A 20,526-nucleotide genomic window follows, 5' to 3' on the forward strand; every position below is an offset into this window, starting at 1 on the left:
AATGGGGTTGTGCAATAGTGGCTTAAAGGCTAAAAGCACTACCTTTGCATACAATAATAAAAAATAACGCAATGAAATGATCAAAATATTTAAAGACAATGAAAAGAATTATCGATAGTANAAATGTTGCCAAGGTAACTATGAAGGAGATGGGAATGGAATATTCTATGTCTTCATTCAAGTCACTGATGACCAACATTTATCTGGTGAAACGAATTTTTAAAGCAAGTGGGTACACCCCGAACCGAACTTTAATTAGCAAGATTTTCAAAGATCTCTCGTGCTTACAGCGTATAGCTGCTTAGCACATTATTGAATTATTAACGAACTATTGAAAAAGAAATTCTGTATCTTTGTCGCAATAAAAATAAAAAGAAGTATGAAAAAGATAGTTTTTATTCTACTCATTTTTTGTAGTTTTCTTGTAGTATGGGGATGCAATAAGAATAAAACGAAATGTGTTCCACAGAAAGAAGCAACTTCTGATTCTTCTATGAGAAGTAATGCCGACACTCTAAGCCTTATGATAGAGCATGAGGTTGACGATGTTGATTATGGCGTGATTATAAAACGTGGCGACAAGACCATTCATCGCTTCGGATACAAATATCCTGAAGATGATGATCTTGTACCAAATGAAGAACGTATTGATAGTTGTCTGTTGACTGACTTGAATTTTGACGGTATAAAAGAAGATGTGCTGTTTTATTTGGGTAGCTTTGGTGCTTCTGGCACTAAACATTTTGATGCATGTGTTTGGAATCCTAATACTGAGCATTATGACAAAATTGAAGAATTCAAAGATATTCCAAACCCCAAAATCAGCGACAAATACAAGTGTATTCTTTCAAGAGTGTATGTTTCTTCCGCAGAGAACGAATATGTAAAATATGTATGCACCAATGGACATCTCATTAAGGTTGCCGAATTGAGACAATATTGGAAAGGGAACATTTATCCAGAGCGAGACAGGGCTGTTTATGAAGAGCATTTTATTAAAGCTAATGTTTGGAAGAGAAACTTGAAACTAAATCAAATTAGCGATTTCTGGAAACCGGTCGTACCGTTTTGATTATATCCAATTGGAGTTGTTGGGGTCATATAAAAATAAAAGGAATTATGGGCAAATATCGCTTTCCATAATTCCTTTCTAATATTTTTTCTTTTTAATGAGTTGTAGATATTACCTTTTTCCCAGACAAATCATATATCTGTTCTTCCTTTTGTGGGTTTATTGTAATGTTATCGACTCCTGTTGTCGGGAAATCATCCGTTTAAGGGGTAAATACCGTACAACGAGTGAAGCGATTACTAAAAGTACAATCAKCGCAATAATACTATTGATTTTACGTTCTTTTCAAAGAAWGGGGTTGTGRYATAGTGGCTTAAAGGCTAAAAGCACTACCTTTGCATACAATAATAAAAAATAACGCAATGAAATGATCAAAATATTTAAAGACAATGAAAAGAATTATCGATAGTATATTAGTAATACTTTCTTTGATGTTGATCTTCGGTTGCAAGGAAAGTAAGGTGGGGCAGGGAAACCCTACCAAAGACAACATGTCTATTGACACCGATAGTGTGATTTCGGGCAAGGTCTTTACCAAGCAAGATATTGCATCGGAAGATACGCTTAACGCTGTTATAAGAACACAATCTCCCAAGTCCAAGGATTTCGATTTTGAAGTATTTATTATGCGAGGGGAGAAAACTGTACAAATTATACCTTTCTCTTATCCAAAGGACGATACTTTTGACCCAAATGGTGGCCGGAAGGATAGCTGTCTGATGGCTGATGTGACGTTTGATGGCAATAAAGATCTGTTGGTATATTTGGGACAATTCGGAAATCAAGGTGTGGAATATTGGGATGCTTATGTCTGGAATGAAGTCAAGCAGAAGTTCTTGTTTGTTCCATCATTCCATGATATTCCCAATCCTACGCTTAACGAAAAAGAAAAGATTATTGAATCTTTCAGCCGTGGTTCTGCCGTTGATTATGAGTTTGGAAAATGGAAGTTCGAGAAAGGAGTGTTTGTACAAAAAGAACTTCTGTCACACCCTCCGAGAGAGAGTGAATAGTGTTATTCTCCGTTCATCACCACTTCATGGCCTCCTTGGGAAGCAACAACTTCGTGCTTTCTCTAAAGGTATGGATTCAAAAAACAGACGCAACAAGTGAATCGAGCAGGAAGAAAACTGCTTCGTTTTCCTCCTACTCGATTGCTCGGCATGAGCTTATCTAATGGGTGCAAGTCCCTAATAAGCCTGGTGTGGGAGGTCGGTAAATGTGAAAATAGGAAGCAACTGCCTTTTATGATTAGTGTTTACCTCCTACTCGATTGAAGCACTCAACAGTTCGTTCATATGCTTTCACGGAGCAGGGAGTGGCTATGCTCTCCACTGTTCTTAGAAGTGAAACCGCAATTCGTGTAAGCATACGAATTATGGATGCATTTGTTGCAATGAGACGTTTCATGGTGACAAATGCAGAAGTTTTCCAACGTCTTTCAACAATGGAGTACCATCAACTGGAAATGCAGCAACATCAGCAAGAAACAGACAAACGCATAGACGAGGTATTTCGCAGATTGGATGAGGGCAATGCAAAGCCGAAACAAGGTGTGTTCTACAATGGTCAAATTTATGATGCCTATACTTTCGTGTCCGACTTGATTAAGAGTGCGAAGAAACGTATTGTCCTTATCGACAACTATGTTGACGAGACTGTACTGACATTGCTCGATAAAAGAGATAATAACGTGTCTGCAATCATCTACACTCAGCAGATAAGTCGTCAGTTCCAACTCGACATAGACCGCCATAATGCTCAATATGCACCGATTGATGTTGAAACATTCCGTTTATCGCATGACCGCTTCCTTTGTATAGACGATGATGTGTATCATATAGGTGCATCCATAAAGGACTTGGGCAAGAAGTGGTTTGGTTTCTCCAAGATGGAGATACTTACACCAGACGAATTGGTGGAAAGGATCAATAGAGAGTAATCAATACGCAATATTTCAAGAATATAAACATTAAAAATTACGATTTATGAAAAGAAATTTAGGTATATTAATAGCAATGATTTTCATAACGGTATTATCAAGTTGTGAAAAAAAGGAGATTCTAGAGCTTAAGACTGTCTGGGGAGAAGCGACTATTAATAATAATTGTTTATTCCAATACACAACAGTTGGCGAAGGTTTATCTCATACATACTGGTTTCTTCCATTAGGTGTTAATAACAACATTTGTATAGTCAAAGAAGGCGTATGTTACTTTCAAATGTTTCTACGAGATTATGAAGAAAAGGATGCTGATAATTTTTGGCTAATCCTGATTGGGTGCTATGCTGATGAGAAATTTCCGATTATTGGCAAGGAATACAAGATAGTTGTCCAGGATCAAGTTAATTTGGGCAATATAGGCATCTCTTTCTATGAGAGTGGAAAACTTAGAGATTTCTATTCTGAGAACTCCGAATTTGTGTCTTACGGCATTGCAGGCTTAAGCATACCACCTTCTCATGAGAAATTTACACCCTTAGCTGGATCGATAAAATTTGTGAAAGGAGACACGAAGTCTGGTGAGTATTCCATTTCATACAGTCTTAAAAGCGAAGATAATTCTGCCAGTGATACATACAGTATTATGGGTAAATTTAATGGTAAACTAAAAGTTATTAAATGAAAATGAAAACAATAAAGCTTTTGCTCATAATGTCGATAGCATTAGTACTCTTGTAAATAGCGCAAGAAACGTGGCTTTGACCTTTGGTCCTGCGTATGTTCCATTTTTCAAAGAGGCTAACGTATCGGATGTTCAAGTTTTCAAAAAGGAGGATTACGGAGATAGCTTTTCAGAAATCCAAAAACAATTTGGAAGAAAGTACTATACAGTGTGTTCTACAATGGTCAAATTTATGATGCCTATACTTTCGTGTATTTTGTATAAAAGTCAGTCGGCATCGCAGAAAGACAGTCCTCAGAAAACCGATTCTTATCCATAATAGCCAATATCTTTTCCATTATAAATGTTATTTTGAGGATTACCTTACGATTTGATATGATTATCACATATAATATCAGCAGGTTTAACACAAAAACCTTATTTTTCGTATTAATTAGTCACGAAATATAATTCTCTTATTGCATTTTTAATGCAAGTATGGTTGTATCTCATTTGAAAAGATTACCTTTGCAGCCGAAAAAAAGTAAAATACAGGAAATTACAATTGATGATTAATGGTTAATTCGTGAGGGAGTGCCAAGATGTAAATCAAACGAAATTATTATTCTTAAAGGTTTCTCTCGCTTTGGCACTCCCTCATATATAATTCTTAAATAATATGAAACATTTATTGCTTATTCTAATGAGCATTATTGGCTTGGGCAGTGTGTCTGCTCAATCACAAAACGTAAAGTGTACTTATGCGGCAACACATGTAATCTCTGATGCTGTAAAGAACATTGAGGATGCACACATTCGTGAAATGGTAATTCAGAAATTCCAGAATGACAAGAAAACGTTCACAATGTTTTATGCTGATGGAAAATATTCTTTCAGCGAAGGCTCCAATGAAGGTGATACTGGCATAAAGGTCGTTGGAGTGACTGGAGATATTTATATCGACATGGCAAAGGATTCTGTGTTTGCACAGAAGTACATTGTTGACAAACTCTTCCTCATAAAGGATAAATACAAACCTTATGAGTGGACTCTCACTAACGAGAAAAAAACAATAAATGGCAAGGAATGCACAAAGGCTACGGCAACGGGTAACATACCTGTTACCGCATGGTTTTGCACGGAGATACCATTGGGTGTAGGTCCGTTGGGATATTTGGGACTGCCAGGAATTGTGATGCAACTTGATACGCCAACTTATTCGTATGTGTTGCAAGAAATGGTCAATCTTAATGAGACTCCAAGTTTTGAGATTCCGACAAAAGGCAAGGTTGTCTCACAGGAAGAATTCAACAAGTTGGAAGCTGAAAAAATTAAATCTCGTGGTGCAGAAGCAGGCAAGGTAAGAATTATTCGTATGTAAATGAAGCATAAACTCCATATTAAAACTATTGGCATACTACTATACTTATTGTGTAGTAGTATGTTTTCATTTGCCCAAGAGCGATTGTCCGGCAAGGTTATTGATGACAATGGAAAGCCAATAGCTATGGCAAATGTCATGCTTTATCCAGACAGCCTTGCCAAACAATCCATCCTGACATATGCCGTGACTGACAACAAGGGCATTTTCCATTTAAGTTCTATATCTGTACATCATGCATGGCTGCATGTGAAAAGCATAGGGTATGAAAGTCTTGTGATGAAATATGATTCATCGCAGTCATCATGCCTGATAACCCTTCATGCAAAATCGCAAGAGTTGGGCGAGGTCGTGGTCAAAGGCAATTACTCTGGCATAAAAACCAGAGGGGATAGTATAATTTTCGATGTTAACCATTTCAAGACTGGTGCGGAGGAGAATGTCTCTGATGTTTTGCGGCGTTTGCCTGGCATGGAAGTGAGCGAGACCGGAAAGGTGAAATATGAGGGGAAGGCCATTGACAAAATCCTTGTCAATGGCAATGACGTGATGTCTACAGGTAGCGGAATGATGCTCAACGGCTTGCCTGCCGATGTGGTGAGCGGAGCCGAAATTCTGCGCAATTGGAATGACGGGACTCTCGCCAATTCTTTAAGAAACAGTGATCAAAGAACAGCCTTGAACATCAAGACATCAGAATCGTTGCGCTTCACCTCGAAGTTAGATGCAGGTGGAGGCATATTGAACAAGTATCAAGGCAAGTTAACTTCCTTGCTCATCGGTAAGAAAGGTTCGTTTTCCGCTGCTTTGTCATCAAACAACTTGGGCAAGGAAATTCTTTCCTTGGAAGATTACATAGGTAGCATCATGAATTTCGGCGGACTTTCATCAGGTGGCGTGAGCCAGATGCAAATTTCCGGGGAAGAGAGTGCCATGCTGACACCTCCTTCCAATGTGTATCGCAACGCAAACTCTGCCCTTATTCTAAATGGTGCGTATGCACCTTCCAACAAATTAGACATCAAGATAGGAATCTTGCTAAACAAGGCGAAAATGAATGCCTTTGACAGAAACAACAGTTTCTATTTCGCCTCTTCGCTTGAGACAGAGTACAACGATTCCACAGAGAAAGACAATGAGACAGGCTCCGCCAATGTGAGGATAAAGTGGCAACCGACAAACAAACTGGAGATACTTTCTTCTACGTTTGCTAAACTGTCCGACTATTCGGAAACTCAGCAAATGACATATTGGGGCAACAATAGCATGGATTTGGAAGAAAGCAAGAAACTGAACGAGAAAGATTTAAGACAATCCGTACAAGTCACTGGCAATTTCGGAAAAACAGCTCTATATGCTTTGATGACCTTTGGACGCAAGTCGCAAGAAGAGAAATTAAATGTTCTTAATGACAGTCTTCTGTTGCCTACTTACTATGTGCAGGAGGCTGGACTGTATGGCATTCGTTCATATTTTTCAACAGAGAACTATTTATATGCTTTAGAAGCAGGTGGAAAACGGTCTTTGCCAGAAGGTTATAGTATGGCTTTTGCTTTTCGCCATGACTACAACAAGGACAAATTGTATGCGGAGGATTATTCTTTGGATGACAATAGTACAGAGGGCATATATAAGAAATTAAGCGGTTCACTCATCTTTGAAAAGACTACAGGACTGCTGAGATTCAAAATCAATGCTTCTTTAACAGGAAATAAATATAAACGTTCAACTGAGAGCGCAAGCAGTTCCGTCAGGTTCAACTATAATTCATTGCTTCGACTAGTGTTCAGTCCCAAGAGCGAACTTATCTTAACTGGTAGCAGGGAGACTTCGCAGATAGAACTTAGTAAAATAGCAGACTTTCCTGTACATATAGCATACGACAGGATACAGATGCCATCTTCCATTCATTCACCATTTGTCAGCAAGGATTCATATTCCATACACTATCGTCTTATCAATAATTATAGCAATCTGTTGCTGTTTGTTTCGGGCATGTATTCCAAAACAAAGGGAGACGGATTGGCTGATGCCACACAAAATGGAATCACAAGAAAACGGACTTATATGGATGGGGGCAATGAAGAATGGATGTCTTTGCATGGTGTTGTAACCAAGGGCTTAGGACACTGGCCGGTAGATGCAAACGTGAAAGTGGCGTGGACCAATAGCTGTGTGGCAAGTTCATTAAATGGTATGAGGTTCAACACAAAGGTGAATGTGCCAAAGGGAGAAATCTACTTTACGACAAGGTTCAAATCAATATTCAATTTTGACATTGGTGGCTTGTACAAGAAAAGTATGTACACAAGTTACGCTGGTAAAGAACAAGACAATGAGCAGTACGAGGCGCATTTGTACACATATTTTAAATATGATCATTTCAAAGGATCTATAAGATATGCCATCAGCAAGACCAATGGAAGTGGCTTGGAGCGAGTATCCAACAATGTTGGCTTTCAACTTTCTTACAGTATGAAAAGACTCCAGCTCACTTTATCGGGTGACGAGCTTTTGCATTTGCACAAGAACAACTGGTTGAATATCAGCAGTTCTTCATATTCTACTACGACATCATATTATATGAGAATGCCTGGGTACTTGCTTTTTTCATGTGGATTGCGAATTGATTAAAGCTCTACATTACCTTTATAAAAGCCAGCCGTCGTCGCAGAAAGACAGTCCTCGTACCTCAGACTAACTTCCTCCGACTATGGCACGGCTGACTTTTATTTGTGGGTAGACAACCACATGAGACCTATTGTTTATATCTATATTATCCCATATTATCTGGCTACTTGTCTATGTAAGATGCAACAAAATAGACAATAGAAATGACCGTATAAAGAAAACACGGCAAGAATATCCAAAGAAATGCCTTAACCCAACCATTTGACAGCCAAACACCTTCATTTCTTGACATCATATTAGACATATCATAGAAATGGCGAATGAGAATGTCCTTGTTTTCCTTTCGATGGTCTTCAAGAAGTTGGGACTCATCGCCAATGAGTTTCTTTCTGTCATCTGTCAGTTTCTCTATGTCGGCATCATCAACCTTAGCCTTGAATTTTATATCTCTCACTTTGGCAATAAAGCTATCAATGGCTTTTGTAACCGCCTCTGCTTTGTCGGTGGCTTTATACAAATTGTCCTTTGCTTCCTGCAAAGAAGTAGTTGCCGTTTCAAGACTTGATTTTGCAGAAGTCAAGCTATTGCCAGCATCCTTGTAGGCTTGAAGCTGTTGGTCAAACTTGTCCGAAGCCTTGTCCGTTTCAATGTTCTTGTCAATCGTATTCTCGAAAGAACCGAAATCCATATCCGAGATTTTACTTTTACCTATCGGCATAGTATCAATGTTGTTGGTTGAACATTCGGTTATCTGCCATATCCTTGCTTCTTGCGAGGTCTGCACAGGCGATTAGCCATTATAGCACAACGATACGCCCAAGAAAGTTCATCCTCGTCCTTGTCACGTCCCCAACCTGAGGTAGCACCACCTCCGCCACCGCCAGACTGGGCGGCAATGGTTGTGGCAGCATCAATATATTCAGCAAAGAGAAGAATGGCGGTCTTCTGCACGTCGCCAATCTTGGCAAACACATTGTCGGCATCCAAAGCTATATTCTTGTCGATGACATCCAGACAATCCAGAGGAATATCAACAGGGTAATGATGAAACTCGTCCGTATAGAAGTCGAAGTGACGTATCTTTGGAGAGTTGTCCGCAGTAGGCATGGGTTTGGGCACAGTCATAATCTTAGGCTGTTGGGTATTCTTTGTTGGAGTTGAAACTGGTTCCTCCAATTCTTGATGATGCAGCTTTGCCCAAGTACCTTCAATCTTTGAGGGCATCAGACAACGACCTTTGCCAAGTTCCGAGGACTTATAAATGGAGTTGCCTCGCTTGATGGCATATCCACGCACTTGTCCTTTATTGTCAGATTGCAGTTTGACATCATATCCCATTTGCGTGAGGCATTTTGTGTATAGTCCCCAATCAAAGTACGGCATCTTAGCCAAAACGGAAAGACAATCATTGGTTATCGCTTCCTTATTTTGGCGGCTCACCTCTTGTGCATCTTTCCAACCACGCTGTTGCCCAACCTTGGCGGCAGCAGCCATCGCTCTCTCGTAGATATAATGGGCATCATTCACGTTGCCCCTCATGTCTATGCGGTTCGCATCAATGTGAAGGTGCATAATACCACTCTTGCTGTCACGATGAAGTGCAACTACATATTGGCTGTCTTTGAGGTTGGTTGCCTTTGCACTCTTGCGCTTCGACTTGGCTGAAAGGTCAACCGCATCAAACTCACGGATAAAGTCATCCGCCAACCTCTGCCAGTCCTCTATCGTCCAACCTTGCGTTTCCTCTGAGGTAGGGGAAACTTCAACGCGTATCATGTTCCGTTTGAGCGGATGATAACGGTTCAACTTGTCTTCAAACTTCTTCTGCAAGGCAAGCATTCTCGCCCACATTGCCGTTGGGGAAATATCATCGGGCAAGAGATTTGTCTTAACAATCTCTGCCTTGTCCTTATCCACTGAGTAACGTATGGCATTTGCGCCATGACTTATTACCTTTGCTTTTGCTATCATATATGTCGTATGTTCTATTGTGTTAAGTATTTCTCTATCTCAATCATGCGGTTCAATATTACCTCTGCACTTGTTCTCCATCGTTTCATAAATATTTCGCTACGGAGAATGTTCTCACGTTCCGTTAGCGGACGTCCTTTGAGAAAGCCGAACAATTTCTGTATATCGCCCCTGGCATCCGAAAGGCTGTTCAAAGCCTCCATTTCTTTGTCAGTCAAGCGTTGTTTGGGATATTTGCCCTCCAACCGCTTGCGTGCGTATGCGCTTGTGGTCAGTCCGCAAAGGGCTGCATATTCCGCTATCTCCTTATGAAGCTGTGGCGTAAGCCTTACTATCAGGCGGCTTGTGTATTTCGGTGCCTCCTTTTCTATATTTTTCTTATTCATACCAAGTATGCTTCTATAAAAGTGTGCAACCCAATGCGAGCTTGCGAGCGTTCAAGAAGTCCATTGGCATACGGACAAACGAAGTGCGTTTGTATGACATTGGTATTTCTTGCATAGCACCGCTATCAGAGTTTACGCACAAGCACGCTACGCACTGCGGTTGCACTTGTTCACAGACTTGTTGTATAACGGTTCTCAAATTACCCAAGCAACAGCAACTGTGAGGCATCCTCCGCTTCCATCTGTTCTTTGAAGAATTGCCTTCTGGCTTCTGCCTCCAGTTCCATGTCAGAGACGCTTGGCGGTGGAACATCTTCCTCCTCGCCATTATCGCCATTTCCTGATGTTAGGGAAGAAAAGGAACTGTTGGCAAGTTGTGTTGGAGAAGTACCGCCATTTTTGATTGGTGGATCCTCCTTGTTAGGGAATGCGGTTGTGGAAGTCATAATATTAGACTTGCCGGAATAGTCTCTTTGGTTGATGGGAACATAGTGAGGATTGACATATTTCTTGCCGTCAACAATCCATGCAGAAATGCAGAGCAATGTGTGAACACTTCCTCGTCTTGTCTGTACAGAAGAAAGGATGCCCAATTTGTTCATGTGGTCAAGCATCTTGGAGACGGTTTTTCGGTCACACTTCCATAGTTTGGATAGAGCCACCTCTGACATGTTCACCTCCCATAATGCGGTTGTGGATTCCCCAACCTCATTTGAGGTTTCAATCTGTCGTGTCACAATCTGAATGAGTTGATAAAGGCATGAAAGGCGATTGATGCCAGCCGTGCCACCCATCAGATAGTTTACTTGTTCATTACTCAGGATAATGCTGTTGAAAATATTACTGTTCATCGTTGTTTTCTTTTTGTTGTGTAAATCTGTTCATGCTGTTATGCGGAAAACTCTCTGCCGTGAAAAGAGAAACTATCGCCTCATGCCGAAGCCTCTCTCTGGCATATAATACTCCTTATCGTATGCGATATGGTCAAGCACACGTTGCAGTCGGTCAAGTTGGGGACTGTCAAGCACTTGTATGGCATTGATGGTAATTTTCTGTGATGCAATTCTTCGATGCTCACAGTTTCTTTCAGACATGGTTCCGTCACCGTCAGCATAGACCGAATGAAGATAGGTATTGACTGCTTCCGTCTGTTCCTTGCTTGGGTAAGCAGCAGGAAAGCGGTCGGAAATGTAGTCTATCATATTGCTGACCGCATTAGCCAACAGAGGGTCACGTTTTTGCAGACTGTTTACAAGTTCATCTTTCGTCATAATGCTATGGTCTATTGTTCATTTCATTCAGACGGTTTGCAGCCTCCAGTCTTATCTCCTCCTCCGACATGGCTCTTGCTCCTCGTACCCAGTCAAGCAAGGCTTTCTTCTCAAAGAAGATGAGCTTGCCAGCAGGCTTGAAGTACGGCAACTGGTTAAGATGCGTCATCTTGTAGAGCGTGCTCTTGGCAATGCCGAGGAAGGCGGAAGCCTCTTCAAGGTTCAACACCTCCTTTGTCATATAGCAAAGGTTCTCCAACTTGTTCACTCTCGACTGAAGCTCCACTATCTTGCGCTCATGGTCGAGGTTCATCTTTAATGCGTTCTTTTCTGTCATAAATCTGATATTTTGTTTATTTCGTTATCGATTTCGGCTGCAAAGGTATATTGTTGCCAATGATATTCAAGCAGCCGTTATGGTTTATTAAAAGTACTGATTTTCAATTCTTTGGTTCTATTTTACCATGCTGCAATGTGGTAGATTGGTCGGACACTCACTTGAATTTCAGCATCTTCAAATGTCTATCGTTCAAATATTCACAAAACCAAGTATTGGACAATAAGGGTGGCAAATCTTTGGTTCTATTGCCAGTTCTCGTTTTTGAAAATGTCCAACAGAGTGCAAAACAGAATTTAACACCCAATTTTCGCAAGTCATGCCGTTTGAGGTCAAAACCATTTGCAATAACCACATTTGGGGTACAATGGTAGGAAAATGAGTTGTGAATGAGAGAAATAGGGATTTCCCCTCGTTTTTCAAGGGACAAATTTGTACCTTTGCAAACGAAACAGAGATATTCCACAAGGGATATTTCGGGCAAAGTGTTCTTGACTTTATTTTTCCGTGGTTTTGTCCCGTTTTTGTCCCTCGCTGATTTTTGGTCACGAGACAAGAATCTGCAAGTGGCTGATTTACTGCGATTAAAGTCTTGTTTTGGAGAATTGGTAACGGCAACCACCAGTAACCACCAAAATGGCCCTTGGGTGCCTGTAAACGTGGCATCACAAAGGAACTCGTTGGTCTGGAATATCACATCGTCAATCTCCTCTTCCAAGAGGTGGATGCCGAAATCAGAAAGTATGTCGTCTCCCATGCCCTTATGCTGTTGCTTGATTATCCACTGGGGATTGCTCCCGTTCCATTACCGGCAGTATGCCGTCCGCTTTCAGTTTCTCGTAGATGAACATCCTCCCTTTCTGCGTCCATTGGGTGCGCATCACCGATTTTCCGCTTTCTAATGAGAGGGTGGCACTATGCACATACCCCTTGTCCTTGTAGGCTGCATACAGAATCCATTGCTTGTTGTCCTTGTACTGGATGCCTTTCTCGTGCAGTATGGCATTCATTTTCCGCCCAGACATCCCATAGTCCTGCGCGATTTGCGTGATGTCGAGCAAACCTTTGCATTGCAGCACGAGTTCCACGTAGCTTGTCCGCTTGCCCAATTCCTCTATTTGCTCCTGTTGCTTGCCGATTAACTGTTTCTGCTCCTCATACTTTGCTTCCACTTCCAGGCGGTTTTTCCGCTCCTCCTTAATGGCATTGGCCAGGCCTATCAGGAAGTCTGGTTCAGTGACTACCCGTTGCAAGGCGGCATCGGTCAGATAGCCCCCGTGCTTGCGGATACTCGGCAATACTTCCTCGCATACCCAGTCCTGAAACTTCTCCGCTTCGGGCAATTTGCTGCGCATCACCAAACGGTAAACATCCGCTTCCGAAATGTACTTGGTGGGTTGCATGACAATCGTACCAAGCTGATTCTCATAGGGGGTGTCCAAAACGGACACCCCCTTGCAATGGGTGCGTACCGCTTTGGCCGTTTCCACATAACCTAATGCTTTTGCCACATCATTGGCTCTGAACAGCACTTTCCCATTCTCTGTTTCTACGGTGTTGATGCTCCCGAACTGCGGGTGGTTGAACACCTGAATCGCGTTATCCTTGCTCATTGTCTTATATATATAATATATTGGTTATTGAATCTTTCATATCCCTACCATCAGTTTAATTCCCCATTATCCGCCACCCGGCTTCCCGCCAACGGTTCATGGCAGACATGGCGATCTGCGCCCGACGGTCTTCAATAGTAGCCGAAGCATCCAACAGTTCCGCCACTTTGACCGAGTTGGCCAGCCGCACCAAGTAACGCACCAAGGTTTCATTCTTGCGGATAATGTCCGCATGGATGCGGAGGTACTGTTTCTTGCGCTCCGAATTGGGCATATAGGCTTCCTGCACTGCCTTGACCGCGCATTGGTACATCCGGTAGCAATCCTCCCAAAACTCCCGCTCACGGCTGCTGCCCCCGGCTTCCGTAATCCGCCGTATGTTCCGCTCGAAGTTCTCCAAGGCAGCATTGACCTTTTCGCCCTCGGCCAGCCAGGCCACGTCTAACGCACCGCCGCTTCGGTCGGTCACGTTCAACGCCTCAATCCGGGCACGTTGGGTCATGGCAGAATCCAATGCCTCTGCATCGTCCACTTGGTTGTAAAGGTTGATACCCGCCGCCGTGCGAAAGCCCAATTTGTTCTTTGCCGCCGCGCTCTTTTGGTAGGAATTGTGCAGTAGTTGGTAATAAAATGCCGGTGTCAATCCTCCCGATCCGATTTCGGCCACGGTAATCTGGTTCATCTTGGCATCGTCGTGGCTATAAGTCACGCTTTGGGCAAGTGCCTCAGATGCAAGGCCAAATATCGCCGCACTCATACCTATTATATATACCGCTCGTTTCATCTTAATTCTTTCGTTATTCTATGTTCCTTGTATCTTGTTTCTCTCATTCTGTATCCGTTTAATCTGTTCCTTGTCATCGATTATACGGGTTCAATCCTGAATCCCGCCACCTTCGGAAAGCTTCGTTCGCTATTTGTGATTTGTCCTTGGCTATGTAGATGCTTTCCTTCCAGTAGCCCATGCGCAGCTGGATGTACCGCCAAGTTTCAAAATAGGCTTTGTTCAAGTGCCGCTCGATGTTGTCCAGTCCTTGGTTGATGCTTTCCAGTACCAACAGCAAGTCCGAGGTGGAACAGGCCACTGCCCCGGTGGCATACAGCACAAGGTCGCTCATCGAACGGTAGAGTTGCTTACCGTCCTCTGCAATCCTCTGCACACACCGCAAGCTGATGCCGATAATCAGTGTATCCATCAGTTCCATCCTGTTCCGTTCCACCACTTTCGTATAGTAATCGTCCAGCAAATCTTTGTAGTCGCCGACTCGGTCGCTCACGCTGTTGTAGGTGGAATACACGTTCAACGAGGTGCGCAGCGACTGGTAGAGGATGTCAATGACATCAAAAGCCTTTGTGTACTTGTCCAAATCCACGTTCAGTTCCTTGAAGTCCACCGCCGCTTCGCTGCTGTATTCGTGCAGGAGTTGGTTGCTCAGTTCCAGTGTCGAACGGGCCAGCAACAGGCTTCGCTGCTGCTTGTGGTCGTTGATGTAGGCTTCCACCGAAACGATGTCGAAGTTCCATTGCGCCGACACTTTCAGTGGAAACGCCACGACCATGATTACAATAGCCATGTAGCGGATATGTCTCTCGGTCTTGTTCATTCCCTTTCCTCCCTTCTTTCATCATCCGTTTCCTCGTATTTCCCGTTGTAATCCACCGAGTGCAGGCTGTTCGCCGCACCCCGCAACCACCTGCGGCGGCATTCCTCCACCAAAGTCAGCCTGCGTCCCCGTTCATCATTGACAAAGGGCGCAATGTCCTTTAGCACATCAATAATGCTGAGCTTGTAATTCATCATCTTCTCCAAGGCAACGAGGTCGGCGAAGATGTTTGTCAGTCGGGCTTCCACCTGACGGGCGATTTCCAGCCGGTCGGATGCCCACAGCAAATGGTAAGTGTCCGTAGTCGTGTCTTCCTCCACCGGTTCCGACTTCACATATTCCGTAGTGATTTCACACGAAGGGTATTGCCGGGCAATCTCCGACAGACGGTCATTGACCAACGTTGCCTTTTCAGGCTCGCTCATGGCCGGATCAAGCTCGATGATGTCCACCACTTCCGTGTCCGAATACTCCGCCGTCAGTTCCCAGCTTATCTGCATGATGGCACGGTGTATCTTGATTCCAAGGAAATACTTGGGCTTGCGGGCGATGGATAGGGTGGCTTTGAAGGTGATGGTGCCGTTGATGTTCGGTGCAGTGGCTTCCCGCAGGTAGCTGTAGCCGTTCCACCAGCCGTCACCCTGCCACGTCAGGCTATAGGCGTTTCTGCATTCCTGCATAAGGGCGGGGATGCGATAATAGTCATCGGTGGGCACGGCATTGTCCGCCGCCGCTTCCTCCTTGGCCTGCGCCAGCTCGTCCTGCTTCTTCCGGACGGTGGTAAGGTCGGATTCCAACCGGTTAATTTCATCCTTATTGCGGTTGTATTGCTGCCGCAAGGATGCCGCTTCTTCCACCGTGGAAGATGCGATTTGCTTCACCAACTCGGCGTTCTCGGCTTCCAAGGCATCTATCTGTGACTGCAAGACCGCCGCTTCCGCGTTGTATTCGTTTTCCAGTTCGTCCAGACCGGACAAGTCCAGTTCGTCATCGCTGGACACGGTAGTCTGCATGGCGCATTCCTTGGAATGGTTGTTCAGGCTGCCGCCGCAGGTGCGGCACTTGTATTGGGTGCTTCCGCTGCCTAATGTCACCCCGTCATGGCAGGTCACACTGACAATCACACTCTCGCAACCTTGCAGCTTGGCTTCGTCCGTGGCCTGGTAATAGTGCTTGGCATCGCTGCCGATGACATAGGTGTATCCTTCCTCATTGTCGTTGAACTCCGACAATCGGGCGTTAAGCCCGGCCTTGAAAGTATTCAAGTCCATCTTGTAGGAATCGAATACTTCTTCATATACTACCTCCTCTTGGTTCCAGCTTCTTGTCACCCGTATGCTATAGGCGTATGCTTTCTGTATTTGCTTACCGCCTTTGGAAATGTTGTAATTGGAACGGTAATAACTGATGCTGTAGGTATAGCCGTCGTTTGACTGGTTCATCTGTTCCACCTGCGCCCTCGACCATCCGGCATACCGTTCCGAGTTGCTCAGTATCTGCTCGGTCTGCGAACTGTTGGGATTGAAATTGGAGTTCGTGGTGTTGAAGCGCGTCCATTCTCCTCCATAGAGGATGCTGTTATCGTCCGTGGGAGGGGTGTAGTCACACAGGGTTTCCGTGCCGGCATCCCTGCGGTAAATGTACCACCGTTGGGTGTAGTATTGCCCAGCCGTCTCTTTCAGGTAGTCGCTTATCCACGAAGTGAGGTTGTAGTTGTCTATTTGGAAGAGGTTGGCAACACCTTCCGGCCCGCCGACCATCGAGAGCAACGTATTGCCCATGGAATGTTCCAGTTGCCCGTACAGGTCGTAAGCATTCCCGGCCACTCGCGCAATGTCGCTTACCTTTCCGTTCAGCAAGTCGTCGAAACTGCTTTCACCCAGAATGGCATCCGTGAAATTGTCTGCCCCGGTATTGGCCAGTCCCACACCTATATTATATAGGTTATCAATGTCCGCTTTCAGGTTTTCCTTGGTGAAGTTATGCTGTATGTTGCCCAAATCGTCAAAGAAGGCTTCCCAGTCGATGCCGCCGCTTTCCGACAGTTTGAACAACGGGGCAAACTGCGGGGCAATCTCCAGGAACACCACGTCCCGGAACGACAACGTGCCGTTGGTCACTACCGATTCAAATTGCATACAGAGGGCCTTTACCTCGGCGCAGACTTTCATCAGGTAACTGCCCCAATACAGGGCTGTTTGCGGGGAATGGAGCATCTGACCAGCCACTGTCCATATCTTCGGCATTATCTTCGCACTTACGAGGTGGTAAATGCGGCGATAATAGTAGTTTTCCGTGCTGTCGCTCCAGATGCCCAGGTCGGTAAGAGCCTTGCGGTCAAGGAACTTCGACAGGAATATGCCCGCCGCCGCCACTTCCGCCGCGCTGTATTTATCGAGTATGTCCTTTACTTGCTCGGTATAATAAGCTTCGGTAGCCGTTTCGGTGACGTAAGCCGCCGCCATTGCCGCCACGGTCTTCTTGTCGTAGTTGACACGCACATACTGTGCTTCCGCCGAAAGGACGGAAACACACACGCACAGCAACAGGACAAGGATTTTTTTCATGGGTTACGGCTTGGCATTTTGCGCATTCATGATGTTGCCTGCGGAATGGGCGGGATTTTCACTCTTCCCGGACTTCGCCTCACGGTCAAAGCAGAGTGAATACTGCCCGGAACACCATTGCTGGTCTGGGGCTTTGTAGGTGATGTAGCCACGTTCCTGCAATTCCTCACTGGCGGCTAACACGCCTTTCACGCTGAATCCCCTTACTTTGCACAGTAGGCTGGCAGGATGCACATAGAACACGTCAGGCTTTTTCTCGTTCTCCCACACATAAATGAGGTAGAAGAACAACACGGTGGCCTCTTTTGAGAAATTGCTGATTTCGTTGGCCTTCCAAAAGTCGTGAACAAATTTTTCTGCTTCCATAACGTCGATGGTTTATTGTTGATTATTGGGTGATTACTGAATAGTTGTCCGACAGTTCCGTTCCAGATGCAGCACTCGACCTGCCTTGTTAACCTCTTGGGCGAACGCCAAGGACTTGTCGATGCCTGAAAGTTGCCAATCCCTGCAATAGGCTTCGATGGCTTCCTGGTGGCTGCATCCCAATTCCCGCTTGTAAAGTTTGAGGGCTTCCTTTTCAGCCCGCTCGGTAGTATAGGTCATGTAGCATTCCCTCGGCTCTTCCACGCCGTACACTTCACTGGCCGTGCCACGACGGATGAACACCTCCCGGAAAAACGAGCGGTCCTCCTTGTTTTCCAAGCGGTTGATGGTGAATATCTTCTTGCACTCCACATCGGTCAGGCCGAGTATCGCCTTAATGCCGTCGAACCGCTCACGGAATTTGCTTTGGTCGAGCAACATCACCACATCAGAGTTGTTGATGATGGCCTCTTTCACGATCTCACTGCCGATGATGTCCTGTATCTCTTGCGTCACTACGCCCACGCTTGCCCAGAACTTTCGGGCGGTCTTGTACATGAACTTGATATACTCTGCCATCAGCGGCGAGGCGATGGCCTTCCATGCTTCTTCAATCACCAGGACTTTGCGGTTCTTTTTCAGGCGCATCTTTTGCAGAAATACGTCCATGATAATCAGCGTCACGATGGGGAAAAGCAACGGGTCATCTTTTATCGCATCGATTTCGAAAACGATGAAAGTTTCATCGAACAGGGTGCCGTCCATTTCCTCGTTCAGCGTCTTGTCGTGGTTGCCACCCCGGTAAAAGTCCTTCATCATGTAGCGGTAGGTGGAGAGGTCGATGCCCACAAGGTTATTCTCGTGGCAGATGTCGGGAATGCGCTGCACGGAGTATTCGTAGAACGTGTTGAACGAGAGGCTCTCCACTTTCAGTTCTTTTCGGCGGAGTTCTATCTCGTCAATCTCCCTTTCGATACGGGCCATCCGTTCCTCTTCCGTTTCCTTGCCGTCACGGGTGTTGGTGCGGTCGTCCACCAGCAGGCTCTTGCGCAAGTCTTCCCGTTGGGGCGGGGTAAAGCCATCAAAACCGTTGAAATAAACGTCATAGTATTCGGTGATTACTTGGTCGATGAGCCTGTCCTCGGTCTTATTGACCGTGCCCTGGGAACCTTTCCATATCAGCAACACGAGATTTTTCAGGAAGCCTGTCTTCTCCACATTCAGTTCTTGGCGGTTGATGCGGAAAGGGTTCATGGTAATCGGCTTCTCCTCCGTATAGCTGATGTACTTGCCGTTCAAGTACTCGCACAAGCCCTCGTAGGAGTTACCCGTATCTACCATCACCACGTCCGTGTTTTGTTCGTGCAGCTGGCGCACCACGCTGTTCATGTGGAAGCCTTTTTGTATTTCCTAACACGCTGAGCCACAGCACTCTCTTAAAAACAACAAATTCAAAACGGTACAAATTTTGAACAGGGGAAATCTATAGTTCAAGGCACTCGGCAAAGAGAAAAAACTATGACAGGGGCAAAAAGCAGTTTTAAGATTATTTATGAAAATATTTTGGGCAATTTTGGCTGGTTGCTATCCAAAGAGCGCATTTTTGATGAAAAGTCCCACTTTCATCAGCCATAAAGAGTGAGACGGTCGAAAAAGAAAAAGAGGGATGAGAGAGCCTTCTTGGTGGCTTCAACATTGGGCGAAAATGGATGTCTTGTACCTCAGTTGTATCTCAGTCGGCATATATTGCTGATAGACAATGCAGGTTAATAATTCGGCGGCAATAGAATAGCGTTTGAAAGACGTATTCATTGTTTAGTAGTTTTCCTGATAAAATGTTAAATTTAGGGTAGTTAGATTAGTTTTTCTTCCAATTGTTTGGTTTTTTGGAATTGAATGCCTACCTTTGCATTGACAAATCCCGCTCGCTTCCCATAAGAACAGCGTACCCAGCGGGACATTTTTTAAATTGTAGGTATATGAAAGTTATAAAGAACAAGACAATAGATTTTGCAACCGCAGTTCAGGCTCCCGTCATTAACGGAAATAGAGCTGCACGGACAGGTTATGTCCGTTTGGTTCGCCTTATCACTGACGAGCCTGTTCCTCAACAAACTTCATATACGGGAAAAATTGAGTTGAGGTAGGAATGGCTGTATATACAAAAGAATACGAATCCCAGCCAGAGGCTATTCTTACAAACGTCATTATCTGTCCAGCCGTAGATTTGTCGGCAAACGTGGCTGTTCCTGTTCATTGCCAAGTTGAAAATGTATTGTGGGACACAGGAGCGACCAATACATTGATTTCACAGGAAGTTGTAAATGCTTTAGGGTTACAACCGAAGAACAAGGCTCTTATTTCGAGTGCAGGAGGTGATGTCGAATCCTGGACTTACCTTGTTCATGTTATCCTTCCAACAGGAACAGCAGAGTTGAATGTTCAGGCTCTGCTTAACGACAATTCAGACTATGATGTGGTGATTGGCATGGATATTATAAATTCATGCGACTTCTGCTATACAAACAAAGACGGCAAAAGTACATTCTCCTTATGTCATCCAGCAAAGGAGAAAATCATTCTGAAATAAACCAGCCATAGGCTTTCTTTCAAGAAAGACATGTGCGACAACAATAATGACAGATGTGACATTCGCATCTGTCTTTTGCTTTTTACGCCAATAAGAGGCCATTTCCTTACACAAAATATACGAGATTTGAG

The 20,526-nt window shown here is 44.3% G+C and carries 18 protein-coding genes and 2 pseudogenes; 7 read left to right on the plus strand and 13 right to left on the minus strand.

The window, feature by feature from the left end; all coding sequences use genetic code 11:
- Positions 1-379: 379 nt before the first annotated feature.
- From BN4609_RS04915 to BN4609_RS04940, 6 genes and pseudogenes are all read left to right on the plus strand, one after another.
- Positions 380-1,072: an XAC2610-related protein gene (locus BN4609_RS04915; protein ID WP_068855515.1), complete on the plus strand. Its 693-nt coding sequence runs from the start codon at positions 380-382 to the stop codon at positions 1,070-1,072.
- 389 nt (positions 1,073-1,461) lie between these two features.
- Entirely contained in the window at positions 1,462-2,085 is a 624-nt protein-coding gene (locus BN4609_RS04920; protein ID WP_068855516.1) for an XAC2610-related protein, read from the plus strand.
- Positions 2,086-2,564: 479 nt separating this feature from the next.
- Positions 2,565-3,014, plus strand: a pseudogene (locus BN4609_RS16925) (ORF6N domain-containing protein); the annotation flags it as partial.
- Positions 3,015-3,060: 46 nt separating this feature from the next.
- On the plus strand, positions 3,061-3,699 hold the full coding sequence (locus BN4609_RS04930) for a hypothetical protein (protein WP_068855517.1): 639 nt from the start codon (positions 3,061-3,063) through the stop codon (positions 3,697-3,699).
- A 658-nt stretch (positions 3,700-4,357) separates the two neighbouring features.
- Positions 4,358-5,059, plus strand: coding sequence for a GLPGLI family protein (locus BN4609_RS04935; RefSeq protein ID WP_084791361.1), 702 nt, complete (start codon positions 4,358-4,360; stop codon positions 5,057-5,059).
- Entirely contained in the window at positions 5,060-7,693 is a 2,634-nt protein-coding gene (locus BN4609_RS04940) for a carboxypeptidase-like regulatory domain-containing protein (RefSeq protein WP_068855519.1), read from the plus strand.
- 160 nt (positions 7,694-7,853) lie between these two features.
- Here the strand turns inward: BN4609_RS04940 and BN4609_RS04945 are convergent, their stop codons facing one another.
- The 13 genes and pseudogenes from BN4609_RS04945 to BN4609_RS05005 all read right to left on the minus strand — a co-directional run.
- Complete coding sequence (locus tag BN4609_RS04945; protein ID WP_241033198.1) at positions 7,854-8,408, minus strand: hypothetical protein; 555 nt, start codon at positions 8,406-8,408, stop codon at positions 7,854-7,856.
- 29 nt (positions 8,409-8,437) lie between these two features.
- Positions 8,438-9,661: a relaxase/mobilization nuclease domain-containing protein gene (locus tag BN4609_RS04950; RefSeq protein WP_068855520.1), complete on the minus strand. Its 1,224-nt coding sequence runs from the start codon at positions 9,659-9,661 to the stop codon at positions 8,438-8,440.
- A gap of 14 nt (positions 9,662-9,675) precedes the next feature.
- Positions 9,676-10,047, minus strand: a complete 372-nt coding sequence (locus BN4609_RS04955) for a plasmid mobilization protein (protein WP_039848667.1) — start codon at positions 10,045-10,047, stop codon at positions 9,676-9,678.
- A gap of 200 nt (positions 10,048-10,247) precedes the next feature.
- Positions 10,248-10,898: a hypothetical protein gene (locus BN4609_RS04960; protein ID WP_068855521.1), complete on the minus strand. Its 651-nt coding sequence runs from the start codon at positions 10,896-10,898 to the stop codon at positions 10,248-10,250.
- A 72-nt stretch (positions 10,899-10,970) separates the two neighbouring features.
- Positions 10,971-11,318, minus strand: coding sequence for a hypothetical protein (locus BN4609_RS04965; protein WP_068855522.1), 348 nt, complete (start codon positions 11,316-11,318; stop codon positions 10,971-10,973).
- 4 nt (positions 11,319-11,322) lie between these two features.
- Complete coding sequence (locus tag BN4609_RS04970; protein ID WP_004311699.1) at positions 11,323-11,655, minus strand: helix-turn-helix domain-containing protein; 333 nt, start codon at positions 11,653-11,655, stop codon at positions 11,323-11,325.
- A gap of 157 nt (positions 11,656-11,812) precedes the next feature.
- On the minus strand, positions 11,813-12,412 hold the full coding sequence (locus BN4609_RS04975; RefSeq protein WP_068855523.1) for a hypothetical protein: 600 nt from the start codon (positions 12,410-12,412) through the stop codon (positions 11,813-11,815).
- A gap of 4 nt (positions 12,413-12,416) precedes the next feature.
- The gene (locus tag BN4609_RS04980) at positions 12,417-13,268 is read right to left on the minus strand and encodes a phage antirepressor (protein WP_018665868.1); all 852 of its coding nucleotides are present in this window, start codon (positions 13,266-13,268) and stop codon (positions 12,417-12,419) included.
- Between the two features lie 55 nt (positions 13,269-13,323).
- Positions 13,324-14,052, minus strand: coding sequence for a DUF5045 domain-containing protein (locus BN4609_RS04985; protein WP_068855524.1), 729 nt, complete (start codon positions 14,050-14,052; stop codon positions 13,324-13,326).
- A 73-nt stretch (positions 14,053-14,125) separates the two neighbouring features.
- Complete coding sequence (locus BN4609_RS04990; protein ID WP_068855525.1) at positions 14,126-14,872, minus strand: hypothetical protein; 747 nt, start codon at positions 14,870-14,872, stop codon at positions 14,126-14,128.
- Complete coding sequence (locus tag BN4609_RS04995) at positions 14,869-17,439, minus strand: GumC domain-containing protein (RefSeq protein ID WP_068855526.1); 2,571 nt, start codon at positions 17,437-17,439, stop codon at positions 14,869-14,871. Before BN4609_RS04995 ends, BN4609_RS04990 begins: the two co-directional genes overlap by 4 nt.
- A gap of 3 nt (positions 17,440-17,442) precedes the next feature.
- Positions 17,443-17,805, minus strand: a complete 363-nt coding sequence (locus BN4609_RS05000) for a hypothetical protein (RefSeq protein WP_068855527.1) — start codon at positions 17,803-17,805, stop codon at positions 17,443-17,445.
- Between the two features lie 33 nt (positions 17,806-17,838).
- Positions 17,839-19,206, minus strand: a pseudogene (locus BN4609_RS05005) (TraG/VirB4 family ATPase); the annotation flags it as partial.
- Positions 19,207-19,954: 748 nt separating this feature from the next.
- On the opposite strand from BN4609_RS05005, the gene BN4609_RS05010 reads away from it, so the two are divergent.
- A complete protein-coding gene (locus BN4609_RS05010; RefSeq protein ID WP_048316574.1) occupies positions 19,955-20,395 on the plus strand; it encodes a retropepsin-like aspartic protease in 441 nt (146 codons plus the stop codon).
- Positions 20,396-20,526 lie beyond the last annotated feature (131 nt).

It is taken from the genome of Leyella lascolaii, from assembly GCF_900079775.1.
Lineage (GTDB): Bacteria > Bacteroidota > Bacteroidia > Bacteroidales > Bacteroidaceae > Prevotella > Prevotella lascolaii.